General features: G+C 60.1%; 13 protein-coding genes. 5 read left to right on the top strand and 8 right to left on the bottom strand.

Features of this window, described 5'->3' with window-relative positions; all coding sequences use genetic code 11:
* Positions 1 to 57 precede the first annotated feature (57 nt).
* Positions 58 to 387 (top strand): YkgJ family cysteine cluster protein, encoded by a 330-nt coding sequence (locus tag BFX80_RS06100; RefSeq protein WP_077374131.1) that lies wholly within the window; start codon positions 58 to 60, stop codon positions 385 to 387.
* 145 nt (positions 388 to 532) lie between these two features.
* On the opposite strand, the gene BFX80_RS06095 is transcribed toward BFX80_RS06100, so the two are convergent.
* Together BFX80_RS06095 and BFX80_RS06090 are read right to left on the bottom strand one after the other, a co-directional pair.
* Complete coding sequence (locus tag BFX80_RS06095; RefSeq protein WP_240499682.1) at positions 533 to 2,224, bottom strand: acetyl-CoA hydrolase/transferase family protein; 1,692 nt, start codon at positions 2,222 to 2,224, stop codon at positions 533 to 535.
* 284 nt (positions 2,225 to 2,508) lie between these two features.
* Positions 2,509 to 3,450, bottom strand: a complete 942-nt coding sequence (locus BFX80_RS06090; RefSeq protein ID WP_077374134.1) for a LysR family transcriptional regulator — start codon at positions 3,448 to 3,450, stop codon at positions 2,509 to 2,511.
* Positions 3,451 to 3,743: 293 nt separating this feature from the next.
* Between BFX80_RS06090 and BFX80_RS06085 the strand changes: the two genes are divergently transcribed.
* Both BFX80_RS06085 and ppnN read left to right on the top strand, forming a co-directional pair.
* The gene (locus tag BFX80_RS06085) at positions 3,744 to 4,043 is read left to right on the top strand and encodes a hypothetical protein (RefSeq protein ID WP_077374137.1); all 300 of its coding nucleotides are present in this window, start codon (positions 3,744 to 3,746) and stop codon (positions 4,041 to 4,043) included.
* A gap of 16 nt (positions 4,044 to 4,059) precedes the next feature.
* Positions 4,060 to 5,472, top strand: coding sequence for a nucleotide 5'-monophosphate nucleosidase PpnN (gene ppnN / locus BFX80_RS06080; protein ID WP_077374140.1), 1,413 nt, complete (start codon positions 4,060 to 4,062; stop codon positions 5,470 to 5,472).
* A gap of 94 nt (positions 5,473 to 5,566) precedes the next feature.
* Here ppnN and BFX80_RS06075 read toward each other — a convergent pair whose 3' ends face one another.
* The 3 genes from BFX80_RS06075 to BFX80_RS06065 form a co-directional block, all read right to left on the bottom strand.
* Complete coding sequence (locus BFX80_RS06075; protein WP_077374143.1) at positions 5,567 to 5,980, bottom strand: hypothetical protein; 414 nt, start codon at positions 5,978 to 5,980, stop codon at positions 5,567 to 5,569.
* Positions 5,981 to 6,067: 87 nt separating this feature from the next.
* Positions 6,068 to 6,529, bottom strand: coding sequence for a flavodoxin domain-containing protein (locus tag BFX80_RS06070; RefSeq protein WP_077374146.1), 462 nt, complete (start codon positions 6,527 to 6,529; stop codon positions 6,068 to 6,070).
* 414 nt (positions 6,530 to 6,943) lie between these two features.
* Positions 6,944 to 8,965: a TonB-dependent receptor domain-containing protein gene (locus BFX80_RS06065; RefSeq protein ID WP_127734822.1), complete on the bottom strand. Its 2,022-nt coding sequence runs from the start codon at positions 8,963 to 8,965 to the stop codon at positions 6,944 to 6,946.
* An 851-nt stretch (positions 8,966 to 9,816) separates the two neighbouring features.
* On the opposite strand from BFX80_RS06065, the gene BFX80_RS06060 reads away from it, so the two are divergent.
* Positions 9,817 to 10,725, top strand: a complete 909-nt coding sequence (locus tag BFX80_RS06060) for a LysR family transcriptional regulator (RefSeq protein WP_077374153.1) — start codon at positions 9,817 to 9,819, stop codon at positions 10,723 to 10,725.
* A 1,184-nt stretch (positions 10,726 to 11,909) separates the two neighbouring features.
* Here the strand turns inward: BFX80_RS06060 and BFX80_RS17770 are convergent.
* On the bottom strand, positions 11,910 to 12,710 hold the full coding sequence (locus BFX80_RS17770; protein WP_157109440.1) for a hypothetical protein: 801 nt from the start codon (positions 12,708 to 12,710) through the stop codon (positions 11,910 to 11,912).
* 188 nt (positions 12,711 to 12,898) lie between these two features.
* Here BFX80_RS17770 and BFX80_RS06055 point away from each other — a divergent pair, with 188 nt between their 5' ends.
* Complete coding sequence (locus BFX80_RS06055; RefSeq protein ID WP_084208226.1) at positions 12,899 to 13,330, top strand: secondary thiamine-phosphate synthase enzyme YjbQ; 432 nt, start codon at positions 12,899 to 12,901, stop codon at positions 13,328 to 13,330.
* 58 nt (positions 13,331 to 13,388) lie between these two features.
* On the opposite strand, the gene BFX80_RS06050 is transcribed toward BFX80_RS06055, so the two are convergent.
* Positions 13,389 to 13,862: a phosphate-starvation-inducible protein PsiE gene (locus tag BFX80_RS06050; protein WP_084208225.1), complete on the bottom strand. Its 474-nt coding sequence runs from the start codon at positions 13,860 to 13,862 to the stop codon at positions 13,389 to 13,391.
* 106 nt (positions 13,863 to 13,968) lie between these two features.
* Positions 13,969 to 14,667: a DnaA regulatory inactivator Hda gene (hda, locus tag BFX80_RS06045; RefSeq protein ID WP_084208224.1), complete on the bottom strand. Its 699-nt coding sequence runs from the start codon at positions 14,665 to 14,667 to the stop codon at positions 13,969 to 13,971.
* Between the last annotated feature and the right edge of the window lie 37 nt (positions 14,668 to 14,704).

The following is a 14,704-nucleotide window of genomic DNA, read 5'->3' as shown; positions in this document are numbered from 1 at the left end:
TGCCGGCTGAAGCGTGCCGATGATGGCACCTGACTCACTGTGGCTGACCCTGACCCGATGAATATTCCGATTACCGACGTATCGCCGTTCGCTACCGGCGATACGACACCTGTGAATCCCGAGATCACCTGCAGCAACTGCCAGGCCTGCTGCTGCAGGCTTGAGGTCATCCTGCTCACCGATACCGGCGTGCCGGACTATCTGATCGACGAGGATGAGTGGGGGGGCGAAGTCATGCGCCGCCTCGATGATGGCTGGTGTGCCGCCGTCGATCGCGAGACGCTGATGTGCACCATCTATGATCGCCGCCCCCAGCTATGCCGTGACTATGAGATGGGCAGCCCGGAATGCGAAGACGAGCGCAAGGAAAACGGTCTGGATCAGTGATCCGTCCTCCTGTCGCTCGTCGCTTGTCGCTTGCCGCTTGAGTCAGTCGCTTGAGTCAATCACTTGAGTCAGTCGCCTGAGCCGCCCTGGTTTCTGGCGTCTGGTGGCTGGCCGCCCCGATGGCGAGAGCGGCCTGAACGCCGCGCTAGCCGGCGCTGACCTTCTCACCTGCCTGCTTCGCCGGCATATCGCCGCGTTGCTCAGGCGTGCACAGGGCGCGCATGTTGCCGTGCACTTCCACCTCGCGATGCCAGCTGAGCGCCTGCTCCAGGCAATGCGGGGTATGGCCGCCCCGCCGGCAGGCCTCCTCGAAGTAGGCCCGCAGCGCGGGACGATAGCGCGGGTCGGCGCAGTTCTCGATCACCAGTACCGCACGTTCTCGCGGTGCCAGCCCCCGCAGATCCGCCAGGCCGTGTTCGGTCACCAGAATGTCCACGTCATGCTCGGTGTGATCCACGTGACTGACGAAGGGCACCACGCTCGAGATATCCCCGCCCTTGGCCAGTGACTTGGTGATGAACACCGAGAGCTGGGCATTGCGCGCGAAGTCCCCGGAGCCGCCGATACCGTTCATCATCCGCGTGCCGCACACGTGGGTGGAGTTGACGTTGCCGTAGATGTCGAATTCCAGCGCGGTATTCACGGCGATGACGCCGAGACGCCGCACGATGCCCGGATGATTGGACAGCTCCTGCGGACGCAGGATCAGACGGTCACGGTAACGCTCGAGGTCCTTCCACAGGGTGCGCCCGCGCTCCTCGGTGACGGTGATGGAGGAGCCGGAGGCGAAGTCGAGCTTGCCGGCATCCAGCAGATCGAAGGTGGAGTCCTGCAATACCTCCGAGTACATGGTGAGGTGCTCGAAGGGCCCCTCCTTCAGTCCGCTCATCACCGCGTTGGCCATGCTGCCGATCCCGGCCTGCAGCGGCAGCAACGCAGGCGTCAGACGCCCCAGCGTGACCTCCTGCTTGAGCAGTTCGACCAGATGGTCCGCCATCCGCCGGGTATCCTCATCCGGCGGGGTACAGGTCGAGGGGCTGTCCTTGCCACGCGTCAACACGATGGCGGCGATCCTGGCAGGATCGATGGGGATGTACGGCGTGCCGATACGCGAATCCGGCGCCACCACCGGGATCGGCTGACGGCTGGGGCGCATCTGCGGAATGTAGATATCGTGCAGTCCCTCGAGTGCCGCCGGGGACTCGAGATTGAGCTCGATGATCACCTTGTCGGCCAGAATCGCGTAGCTGGCCGAATTGCCCACCGAGGTGGTCGGCACGATGCCGCCGTCGGTGGTGATGGCACTGGCCTCGACCACCGCGACGTCCATGTCACTCAGCTGATGGTTGCGCAGCAGCTCCACCGTCTCCGAGAGATGCTGATCCATGAACATCACTTCGCCGGCATTGATGGCACGGCGCAGCACCGGATCGACCTGGAACGGCATGCGCCGCGCCAGCATGTGGGCGTCCGCCATCTGACCGTCCAGGTCATTGCCCAGCGAGGCGCCGGTCATCAGCGTGATGGCGAACGGCTCGCGGCGCGCCTTCTCCACCAGCGCCAGCGGCAGGGCCTTGGCCTCCCCCGCCCGCGTGAAGCCGCTCATGCCCACCGTCATGCCATCGCGAATCAGCTCGGCGGCCTGGCTCGCGCTCATGTGGCGTGACTCCCATCCCTGCCAGCGACAGCGCCGGGCGAGCTCGCCACGCAGCGCCTCGTCAAGCTCCGTCACCTCCATGCGCGACAGCAGCGAGAACGACTGGCGAAAGGACTGGGCATCGGCCACGTCGCTCGCGGCAGGCGGTGCATCAACGAATCGGGACTTGGAAGAAGACACGGTACGGGTTCCTCGATGACAACGAACAAGGGGTAGGCAGCAAGTCGCGCAAACACCTCACGACACTGGTCAGGCTGTCATCCAGCATCCCACGCGCCGTGGCGGCGTCGCATCAGGCCTTGGTCGCAAGCCGGGGTCGCGCACTGAAACAGGACGGTGCGCTCCAAGCGACGCCCTGACGCGGGCCTGTCCCTGCCCCGGAAACACGAAGACCCGCTTCCAGGAGCGGGTCTTCGTGTTTCCGGGGCAAGTTTGAGGAGAGCCCTGTCACGTCATGGCAGGCGTTACACCATGCCGTCGAGGTCCATGTTGTCGAAGCTTTCCGGGGCATCGGCGTAGCCGTAGAGCGTGTTGCGGCGCTGCAGGCGGAATTCGCCCAGCAGCTGCTCATAGCGACGCGGCACCTCGGCATTGTCACGCGTGACGATGTACAGGTTCTCGTAGACGGCCTCGGTGAGCGGCATCTCGCGCACCTGGCGCTGCCACGGGGAGGTCTCCAGCACCGTGCGCGAGACGACGGTGAAGCCCAGGCCACGTGCCACGGCATCCAGCACCATGCCGATGTCGTTGGTGAAACCCTGCTGCGGGAAGTGGCTCATCGAGCGGAATTCACCAGCGAAGTTCTCACGCAGCAAGGCGCTGGCGTTGTTGACGCCGTCGGCGTAATTCATGAAGCCCAGCGCCATCAGCTCATTGAGACTGTTGCCGGCGAAGTCGGCGGGCACCACCAGGCACAGCGGCTCCTGATGCCACAGCTCGAAGTTGAGATCCGGATGCTTGACTGGCTCGGTGACGATGCCAAGATCGAAGCGCCCCGCCAGCACGTCCTGCACGATCTCGGAATTGAAGGCGAAGCTGTAGCTGACCGTCAGCCCCGGATGCTGCTGCTGATAGCCGAGCGTGAACGGATAGAACATCAGCCCGACGCTTGAGGGGCTGGCCACACGGCATTCCCCGCTGTCAGGCGAGTCATCATCCAGCGAGTGCATGAACTGGGTGTGCTCGGCAAACAGCTTGACGGAGTAGTCGTAACAGCGACGCCCCGCTGCGGTGAGCGAGAACTTGCGTCCCTGACGGTTGAGCAGCGAGCGCCCCAGGTACTGCTCCAGCTTGCGGATATGCTGGCTGACGCCGGGCTGGGTCATTTCCAGCTTGCGCGCGGTATGGGTAAAGCTGCCGGTCTCCACCAGGGTGATGAAGGTACGAAAATACTGGGCGTTGAACATGGAGGCACTGACCACTCACGAACGGGGGACGCGACTCGGCGCGTCGTGTTGCCGATAGCTGCCTGAATGTCTGCACAGGGCCACCGACCCGCAAAGCCCATGATTCTACCAGAGCCAGCCGCCATGCGCAGCGCTGCGCCGTGGCGCCCTCGCGTGTTAGCATCATCCTCATTGCCAGGTGCCGCTCTGGCTGCGTCTTTCGTGGGCGATGCCCGAATGACGCGGCAGGGCTCGGCGCCTTTCCTCTGCCCCGACCAGTCCTCGCGACTGGCCCGAATCACGAGATGCTCCAGATGCTTGATCCACTGGCCGCGCGCGGCGAAGCCATCCACAAGGCACTGCTCGCCATGGAAAGCGAATGCGCCGAAGTCGACCTCTTCCCGCTGGGATACATGATTCCCCAGGTGGAACTGGTTCTCGAGAACGCCGATTACGATGCCGCCGATGTGGTCGCGGAAGATTTTGACGCCACCTTCGAAGAGTGGATGCAGCACGCCTTTGCCCAGGACGGCATGAGCGTGGACGACCGCGAGCGCATCGCCGAACTCTGGGCAGAAGCCCGGAACCGCGCCCAGTCAGCCGTGGGCGCCTGACACAAGGAAGACGGTCATGAACTCTGTCACCAGTGAAGCTACCACCTACTCCCGCGATGCCAGCTCGACGCTGGTCTCCACCATCATCTCACCGGAAGGCAGCCTGGAAGTTCTCTCCCAGGATGAGGTCAATCGCCTGCGCGACACCTCCTCCAATGGCCTGCATGACATCCTGCGCCGCTGCGCGCTGGCGGTGCTCAACTGCGGCAGCCAGACCGATGACAGCGTCTCGGTGCTCAATGCCTACAAGGACTTCGAGATCGAGGTGCTGCAGCAGGATCGTGGCATCCGTCTGAAGCTCGACAATGCGCCGGGCGATGCCTTCGTGGATGGCAAGATGATCCGCGGCATTCGTGAGCACCTCTCGAGCGTGCTGCGCGATATCGTCTACGTGGCCAACGAGATCCAGAACACGCCCCGCTTCGATCTCTCCACCACCGAAGGCACCACCAACGCGGTGTTCCATATCCTGCGCAACGCCGGTGCCCTGAAGTCCTCGCGTGAACCGAGCCTCGTCACCTGCTGGGGTGGCCACTCGATCAATCGCGAGGAATACGAGTACACCAAGGACGTGGGCTATCACCTCGGCCTGCGCGAACTCGACATCTGCACCGGCTGTGGTCCCGGCGCGATGAAGGGCCCGATGAAGGGGGCCAACGTCGCGCATGCCAAGCAGCGTCGCAAGCAGGGCCGTTATCTGGGCATCTCGGAGCCGGGCATCATCGCCGCCGAGTCACCCAACCCGATCGTCAATGAACTGATCATCATGCCGGACATCGAGAAGCGCCTTGAGGCCTTCGTGCGGACCGCGCATGGCATCATCGTCTTCCCGGGCGGCGTGGGCACCGCGGAAGAGATTCTCTACCTGCTGGGTATCCTGCTGCATCCGGAAAACGAAGGCCTGCCGTTCCCGGTCATCTTCACCGGCCCGGCCTCCAGCGCCGACTACTTCCAGCAGATCGACGAGTTCATCACCTATACGCTGGGTGAGGAAGCGCGCTCGCGCTATACCATCATCATCGACAATCCGGTCGAGGTGGCGCGCACCATGCGAGGCGGCATCGATGACGTCGCGGAGTTCCGTCGTCAGCATCACGACGCCTTCTACTACAACTGGCGTCTGCATATCGCCCCGCACTTCCAACAGCCCTTCGCGCCGACCCACGCCAACATGTCGAGCCTGGCGCTGCATCGCAACCAGCCGGTGCATGAGCTGGCCGCCAACCTGCGTCGTGCCTTCTCGGGCATCGTCGCCGGCAACGTCAAGAAGGAAGGCATCGAGGAGATCGAGCGCGATGGGCCCTTCCGCCTGACCGCCGAAGCCGAGCTGATGGAGCGTCTCGACGCCCTGCTCACCTCCTTCGTGGCCCAGGGCCGCATGAAGCTGCCGGGCAGCGACTACGAGCCCTGCTACACGCTGTGCAAGTGAGGCCGTGACGCCCGGGCCATCAGCCCCGGGCCTGATGCGACGACGCCCCCGACCATCACTGGCCGGGGGCGTCGTCGTTTGCGGCAGACAGGGCTCAGTCGCTCTTGCGGCCCCGATGCATCCACAGACTGATGACATGCGCCACCAGCCCCAGTGTCAGGCCATCGACCAGCACTTCCAGCGCCCCTTCCCTGGGGCGGTCAAGCATCGGCGCGGCGAAGTTGAAGGCTGCCATCGCCGCCAGGCCCACCACCAGCCACACGAACACGCGACGCATCAGCCTCGGCACTTCGCCCTGGGCGACATCGGAAAGCTGGCGATAGATGTAGACCCCCAGCGCCGCGACGGCCACGGCAAAGCCACTGATCAGCATCAGGCGCGTGGTATCACCGCTGAGCAGAAAACGCGGAATGTTGGCGACCATCACGATGGCGAGGCCCGCCAGCACGGAGACACGTTGCGGTGTCAGGTTGCGGGCGCGCGGATGATCAGGATTGAGTTTCGGCATGTGCAGCAGTCTCGAGGAAAGGTCGGGCAACGTGGAAATCGAACACGATGAAGAAGTCGGACGCCGGGCACGCCCGGCGTGACGGGATCAGGCGGTCGCCGGCAGCGTCGGAATCCAGCTCTCGACCCACGGCAGGGCCGCGTCATCCGCCATGAAGGTCTCCATGGCATCGATCTCGAGGCGCTCGCCGTGGCGCGTGGCGCCCAGATCCGCCAGGCGCTCGTCCAGCTGACGCCCGGCACCGCAGTAGGTCTCGCCGTAGGAGCTGTCGCCGAGAGCGATCAGACCATAACGCAGCCAGTCCAGCGCCGGTGACTGGGCCGAGAGCGCATTGAGGAAGCCGCTCAGGTTGCCCGGCACATCGCCACTGCCGGTGGTGGAGGTGACGAACAGCGCCAGATCCGGGCGTGTCTCCGTCAAGTCTTCCAGTGTCGGCTGGTCAAGCACTTCCACCGTATAGCCTGCCTGCTCGAACAGCGGTTGCACCTGCTCGGCCACATCCAGTGAGCCGCCATACATCGTGCCGACAAAAATCTTCAGAAGCGCCATGCATCCTTCCTTATTCGTACGATCACCCGCCACGGGCGGGAACGTGAGTGCGGTGCGAAGAGTCGTGCAGCGGCTCTCCGACATTTGGTCGCGATGGTAGCACAGCCTGCCCGCGGGACGCAGGCCGGCCGGGGCCCGCGCCATGGAGCACGCGTACTCCAAAGACAAGACAGCGCCACCGTGAAATCACGATGGCGCCGCTTTTTTCTTGCGCTGACGTTCTTGCGCTTACGTTCCTGCACTGACGTTCCTGCGCTGATGCCCTTGCATCGGTGCTGCCGTTGCCGCCGTGTCGCTACCTCGTTCTCCGGAGCGGGGCTACGCGTCAGTGAAGCCTCCCGGGGTGCGAGCCTGGATCACGACCGCTGGCGATGCCCTTCCGTCAGAGACACGCTGGCTGACAGCACCTTTTGATCAGAAGCGATACGCCGCCGACAGACGCACGTCACGCCCCGGACTGGTGATGGCGCCCGGCGTGATGCCACGTGGGCTGTTGGTTTCCAGATAGAAGGTGTTCTGGTCGGAGTATTCCTTGTCGAACAGGTTGTAGATACCGGCCGTCAGAGTCAGGTCCGGCATGTCACCCGGCACCCAGCTGGCGTAGAGGTCATGCGTGGCGTAACCGGCACGCTCGCTCTGGTCATCCGGCAGGTCGGTAAGGCGCTCGTAGGCGGTCACGGTCCAGCCGAGAGTCAGCTGCGGGTCGGCGAAGGTGTAACGGTTGTCCAGGCTCCAGCGGTCTCCGGTCTGGTTGCCCAGCCCCATGTCATCCACCACGGTCTCGCCCTGGTTGTCTTCCAGGTCCATGGTCAGGTAGCCCAGCGTCATGTCCCAGCCGCCCAGTCCGTAGGTGGCTCGCGCCTCGACACCCTTGCTGGTGACGATACCTTCCATGTTGGTGATGGTGGTCACGTCACCCGCCGACCCTTCGGTGATGTAGTTGTCGAAGTGGGTATCGAAGTAGGTGACTTCCAGTCCGGCACGGTCACGCTGGGTGAGGATGCCCTCGCCTTTCCAGCGGGCACCGACCTCGGTGCTGCGCGAGGTCTCGGCCTCGAGACCCGGCTCGACCACCAGCGTCTCGCCCGGGCCGACGCCCCCGTCGATCAACAGGGCTTCGCGGCCCTTGTTGCCACGCACGGCCGTGGCATAGCCGGTGAACAGCTCGACACCCCCGCCGACACGCCAGTTGAGGCTCGCGTTGGGGCTGACATCGGTGTCATCCAGCGTCTCGCCATTTGCGTATTCGGTCCGGTAGTCATCGACCCGGGCACCGAAGGACAGATCCACCGCGCCGAGCGTCATGCGGTGCTGGGCGTAGAGCGCGATGTTGCGCGCCGTCTCGTCGAAGCCAGCGGTGCTGGATTCATCCTCGACGTAATCACTGCCCAGGGTCAGACGGTTGTTCATCGCCTCGGGGCCGAAGCGGAAGGTGTTGTTGAGATCCCCCCCGACACTCTCGACCTTGGCATTCGAGCTGGCGCCGGTAGCGAGGGACGTGCGGTCCACTTCCGTACTGGAGTGGAAGACATTGGCGTGCACATCCACCAGCCGCGAGCCCGGTGCGAAATCGTAGTTGGCGGTATAGGTGTCACGGCTCAGCTCGGTATCGACCTTGGCGTTGTTGAACGGCTGACACTCCATGTTGGGACGCACGCAGTAGATGCCGGTGTCCTCATTGTGCTCCGCGCTGAGTCGCAGGCTGTGCGCGCCCTGATCCAGCAGGCTGAACTTGCCGAAATAGCTGCGCTGATGACCGCCGGTGCCCTCTTCCTCATCACCGCCGCCGGTGCGGTAGTCATCGCTGTTGCGTGCGCTGGTGGTGAACAGCAGCCCCGCGTTGGGCGCCACCTCCCCATACACCGACAGCGTGCCCTTGACGGCATCTGCCGCGGATTCCGTGCTGCCCTTCACCATGCCACCGAAGCTCTGACCCGGCTTGAGCAGGTCCTGGGCATCCTTGGTCACGAACTTGATGCTGCCACCCAGCGCGTTCGGCCCGTTGTCCGCCGCCCCCGGCCCGGCCTGGACCTCGGCGCGCTTGAGCAGCTCCGGCTCGATGTTGAAGTTGGAGCTGTGGTGGAACAGGTAGCCGTTCTGGCTGGCGCCATCGATGCTGATGTTGAGGTTGGTATCTTCCAGCCCGCGCACGTAGAGCTTCTCGGAGGAGGCCGTGGTGCCGCCAACGGTGACGGAAGGCGTATCGCGGAAGATGTCCTTGAGATCACGCGCCTGATGCAGGGCAAGCTCTTCGCTGTCCACCACCGCCGTGGCCTCGAGACGATCCTCCTCGACCTGCAGTGTCTGCATCTGCAGCGGCTCGGCATTGACCGTCCCGGCACACAGCAAGGCGATGGCCGCGACCAGCGGACGAGGAGTGAAGGCCGTCGCGCGTGAAGCGCTGACGGTGTGGCGCGAAGAGAGGCAGACTGTCATGAGCGGAGCGTTCCCAAGATTAATAATAATAATGATTCTTCTTTGCAGGCGAGATAATGCACTTTCTTGCACATTTCCGTCATCTACCGTTTCTGCAACGCCTCTTCTCGAAACCTGCAATCGGGTGCCCTCCTCACGGGCACGCCCACTCGCCTCGCACCCACCTGCCCCCTCGCCGATTCCCGATTTCTCGCGCCAGAAGGCCCTCCCCAGCCGCGCAAGGACCTGCCCTGCGCCTTGCCTCACGAAAAAGACACTTTTTCTCACCTGTCTGTCATCAGATACGGAACCATCTCCGGTCACTGACGTCTGAGCCGTCATGCCGCCAATGACGCCAGTCCCCCGCCGTTGCGCATTCTGCCGAGGTGTCACGTTTCACGGAGATCGGAATTGCGCAATGCGTGCGACTTTGGATGCAACAATGACGGGATGGTGATATTGTTAGCCTGCTCAGAGTCGCCGGCATCCAGCGCCTGAAAACCGTTCTCGCGTTTCTGGCGCGGCACTGTGCGCGAAACCGGGTTTCGAGACCGGTTTTCAAGACCGGGCTTCAAGACCAGGCTTCAAGACTGAGCCCCAAGACCGGGCTTCACGAGCCGGCCGCAAGAGCTGAAGGCAAGAATCAAGTGCAAGACCTGTCGACGTGCGCTGCGGTGCACGACTGACAGGAGCGGTTGTTGATCGATGAGCGCGTCTTTGCCCGGGGCATCCCCCCGCGGTACGAGGGGCACGGTCATCGACAGGCAATCCGTTGTGCAGCCCCTGCGCTGCGACGGGCCCGACATGGCCCGTACAAGGTGGGTGTTTCCCTGACGACACACCCCGACCCCCTGAACAACCGGACCTATTCGATGAGCGATATCGACGCCTATAACACCTTTCTGATGGTCGCGGATCTCGGCAGCCTGTCCCGTGCTGCCGAACGCCTGCGCCTGCCCAAATCCACCGTCAGCCGTCGCCTCGACGCCCTCGAGGGCCGCTTCGGCACTCGCCTGGTGGAACGCGGCCATCGCGGTATCCGCCTGTCGGAAGCGGGTGAGACTCTCTACCGCTACGCACGATCGATGGCCAACCTCGATGATGAAGCGCACCGCGCCATCGAGGATCGTCAGTCGGACCTCACCGGCACCATTCGTATCCACGCCACCCCAGCGCTGGGTCGTCACTTCCTGGGCCACGCTCTCACCAGCTTCCTGTCAGAGCATGACGGAGTCGATATCAAGCTGAAGCTGTGGCACAACGGTCGCGAGATTCTCGAGAACCAGCCGCATCTGGTCATCGGCTTCCCGCACCTCGCCGGCAGCACTCACGTCTTCCGCCCGCTGACCCAGTGGCAGCAAGCCGCCTACGCGGCCTCGCATGTCGAGCATCCCGAAGAGCTGCCGTGGGGAGAGCTGGAACCGCTGGTCTCCGGCACCTCTCTCTCGCGTCACCCGGAAGACCCGCGCCCGAATCACATCCAGTCCGATGACCTCGAAGTCCTTACCGACTACGTCGCCGATGGCCTGATTCGCGCCGTGCTGCCCATCGACTGGGTCAACTCGCTCAGCGAGCGCAACGGCCAGTCCTTCAAGCGTCTGGAATGCGACGAGATCCCGCCGGTCGAGATCGGCATGCTGCTGCCGCGCGGCCCGATCCCGACCCGCGTGCGCATGCTCGCCGACTGGCTCGCCCGCGAGATCGGCAAGACAGAACCGGAGCGCGTCACCGCCAAGGCCGCCCGTCGCACCGTCAGCGAAGCCGCCACCACTGCCGGGTGATGGCAGCGGTGCCATGCTGTCGCCCTCCTCTCGCTTGAGATGAACCAGCGCAGCACGCAGCAAAAAGGCCAGCCCTCCGGGGCTGGCCTTTTGCGTTCTGGCTTGTCATGTTTAGCATGGACTGAATCAATGACAGGCAGGGCTTCTCATGTGGCAACGCGACACTCTCACCCTCTCCGCCCGCAAGCGCGGTTTTCACCTCATCAGTGACGAGGTGGAGCAGGCATTGGCCGAAATGCCGCTTCTCTACTTGTATTCGGATGCTATATAATTCTCATAAAAATATTATAAAAGAGGAATGAAATGGATTTCTTATATTTTGCGGCTAGCATTCTTGTCTCCCTAGTAACTCTGTACGTAACCTTTAAATATAGCAAGATTCAAAATAAGCAATATACCCGAGATAGCTTATACCGCCTATTCACACATACGAATGAGATAACAAATATAGACAACATTCAACCTCATCAAGAAATTAACCTAAGACGTGAATTTAAAAGAATATACAACCTAGAGGTGAGCATAAGGACAATACATCTATTAACAGCACGATTTGACGACTACAAGTTTGCTACTCAGTGCTTTAAATATACCAAAAAAATAACCGAAATCGATAACCTCATAAGCAAACTAAGTAGGCGCAATCAATCTCGTTTCCGCACAGGCATGTGGCTAATTATAATAATCATATATTATGTATCTTATGCTATAGTAGTGTCAACGGTGGGAGATGGGTTCAGTATAGTACATGATGGAGCTGTAACAAAATTAGCCGGCGAGACTATTAAAAGCTTAATGTTTGCAGGTGCTATGCCCTTATCAGTACTTTTGGGTCTTTCACTTAGAGACATGCAATTTTTTGATCAAATAGTGTTACGAGAGCAATATCTCAACATACCGGTAGTATCCATCGTTGCGAGAAATGAAATTCTTAAGAAGATAGATGGTTATTAATAATATTGCGACTCCATTACCAGCAAATCAAATGACGCCTATTAAGACTTCTAGTGAAAAAATGACAGATAACTACTCCTTGCTGGAGGCTATTACAGTGTTAGGTTTTGATCATGACCGCTAATTTTAAATTATACAATTGCAAATGCAAACCGATTGAGCGGCATGTGAAAGCGCTATAAACAATAGGAATACCTGCCCCAAAAGTGGATCTTTTTACTTAGAAAAGGCTACTTTAATCCTTCAATAAAAATCAAAACCTTATCCTCATTACTTACAAACCACATAAATAATTGAGACGCGATCCCTAAAACACCGACAAAAAATATTGCACTAGATATCCTATTACTCATCTTGGCTGACTTCAAGCTGTCATTATGTCTCTGAACATTCAACTCATACTCAGATAACGTGATTAGCGCCTTCCCTGTTACACGATACCCATGTTCTTGCTTTTTTAGGTCACCAGATTCTACAAATGAATCTAAAATTAATTGTAGATGTACTCGATAGCGATCTTTGTCAGGATGATAAAACCATTTGCGTGTTTTCTTATCAACCGCCATTGTTATTGAATTAAAGTCTCTTCCATCTTCGATTTTCTTTTCAACCAGATATTTAAGAACATCCAACCTTTCCTCTCTAACTAAAGTTCGTGAGTTGTATAAGGATTGATCAAGCCCATCTTTGAAAACCAGTACTTTATGCCACTTAATAAAGTCAAGAACGATAAACTTAGCCGCTGAAGTATATGTAAATTGATAACCTCGGTAATAGTGTTCTATCCTTAGCCGGCATTGTGAACAGTATCCTTTATCAACATCCAAAACCTTCCTAATCCCGAGTTCTTCATCGCCAAAAATAATACAATTAAAACCTAATTCCTCTTTCCCTACCACTAGAATCCTACTGTCATCTCTTGAAAGCTCAATTGAATAAAAATCATTACTTGAAGCTGATGGTAAACTTAGTGGAATCCGACTAGGTGCGGGCTTCCTGACAGCCTTGTTCAAAGCAGCTAAAAATAACATAAAAACCTCCATTATCGCTAGAAATTTCAATGCAAGTTATAAGCATGCAGACAACTTCTAACCAATTTTCTCGGTAAAAAAATAGCCTTAATCTTATAAAGCAAAACTACTATACTGACTATCAAGGAGTTTCCTACCAACACACCAAATTCTAAAGTAATTATCAACCAGTTAATATAGGTACTTTTATGTGGCAACGCGACACTCTCATCCTCTCCGCCCGCAAGCGCGGTTTTCACCTCATCAGTGACGAGGTGGAGCAGGCGTTGGCCAAAATGCCGCCGGTCAGTATCGGCCTGCTGCATGTGCAGCTGTTGCACACCTCCGCCTCGCTGACCCTCAACGAGAATGCCGACCCCGACGTGCGTCAGGACATGGACGCCTTCCTGCGCCGCCTGGTGCCCGGCAACCTGCCCTACTTCCGCCACACGCTGGAAGGCGATGACGACATGCCCGCCCACGTACTCGCCAGCCTGCTCGGCACCCAGCTCACGCTACCCGTCGAAGCCCGCCGCGGCGTCAATCGCCTCACCCTCGGCACCTGGCAAGGCATCTGGCTCGGCGAACACCGCGACCACGGTGGCAGCCGCAGGCTGTATTTGACGTTGAGTGGGGAATGAAAAAAGGCCGCGAGTGATCGCGGCCTTTTTTGTTGTCAGGAGCTACTAAAATACGGGCTTATCGCGTCGAGTCCTCGTCCCCTACCGTGCCGCCCATCGGGTCGATGGCTTTGCTGGAGGGGTATTTGTAGGAGGCGAAGCGTACGGCGAGTACCGAGAGGGCGAGGAAGAAGATGCCGCCGCAGAGGTAGAGCAGGCCGATATCGGGGGCCTTGTGGTGGGAGACATCACCGATGAGGTAGCGCGTCAGCGCGGTGATGGCGATGTAGAGCAGAAAGCGGATCGGCAGGTGGTTGGTCTTGAAGTAGATGCCGACCATCGCGCCGAGTTCGAGATAGATGAACAGCAGCAGGATATCATCGACGCTCGCCGAGCCCTTGGCGAACATCTCGAAGAAGGCCGACACCGAGGCAATGGCGATGGCTCCGCCGATGGCGAACAGCCCCAGATAATGAAAGCCCTCGACCAGGAAGTTGCCGATCGAGTTGGCTTGTTCGTGCATGCGTTCCCGGTGCTTGTCTAGCCGCTTCATGCCTTGTGTCCTCGAAGAGGGATGATGAGAAAGAGGCAGCAAGAACGGTGCCACCCGGTCGCAGCATCACGGATTCTGACGCTGAGGCAGTGCGCAGGCGCGGCGTCTACCAGCCGAGGGTCTGCTTGACGAAGGGAATGGTGAGCTTGCGCTGGGCGGAGAGCGAGGCGTTGTCGAGCTCGATCATCGCGGCGAACAGGCCCGGCAGGCTGCGCGGCCCGCGATGCAGGATGTAGCGGGCGACTTCATCGGGCAGCGCGAGGCCGTGGTCCTTGGCGCGCAGCTTGAGCGCCTCGAGGCGCTGGGCGTCATCCAGCCCGGAGAGGTGGAAGGTGACGCCCCAGGAGAGGCGTGAGGCCAGATCCGGCAGGGTGACGGGAAGCAGGCGCGGCGCACAGCTGGCGCTGACCAGCAGGTGGCGGCCACTGTCACGCAGGCGGTTGTAGAGGTGGAACAGCGCCTCTTCCCAGCGCTTGCGGCCGATCACGCTCTCGAGGTCGTCGATGGCGACCAGATCCATCTCGTCCAACCCCTCCAGCATGTGCGGCGGGAAGTGGCCAATCTCCTTGAGCGGCAGGTAGAAGGCACGCTTGCCCTGCTCTCCCGCCAGATGGCATGCCGCCTGCAACAGATGGCTACGCCCACTCTGCTCACCGCCCCATAGATAGACGAAGGGCTCCCCGCCGTCAGCAAGCTGCCCCTTGAGGGCCTCTGCCAGCGAGGTGGAGGTGAAGTGGTAGTTGTCGAAGGTCGCGGCGTCGCGTACCCCGACGCCGAGTGCCATCTGTCCCTGTGTCATTGCCATCCGTCATGCTGGTTGTTGTTGCCGTGATCTCTCTCGA

It is taken from the genome of Cobetia marina, from assembly GCF_001720485.1.
Lineage (GTDB): Bacteria > Pseudomonadota > Gammaproteobacteria > Pseudomonadales > Halomonadaceae > Cobetia > Cobetia marina.
This window is presented reverse-complemented; position numbering and strand designations above follow the sequence as displayed.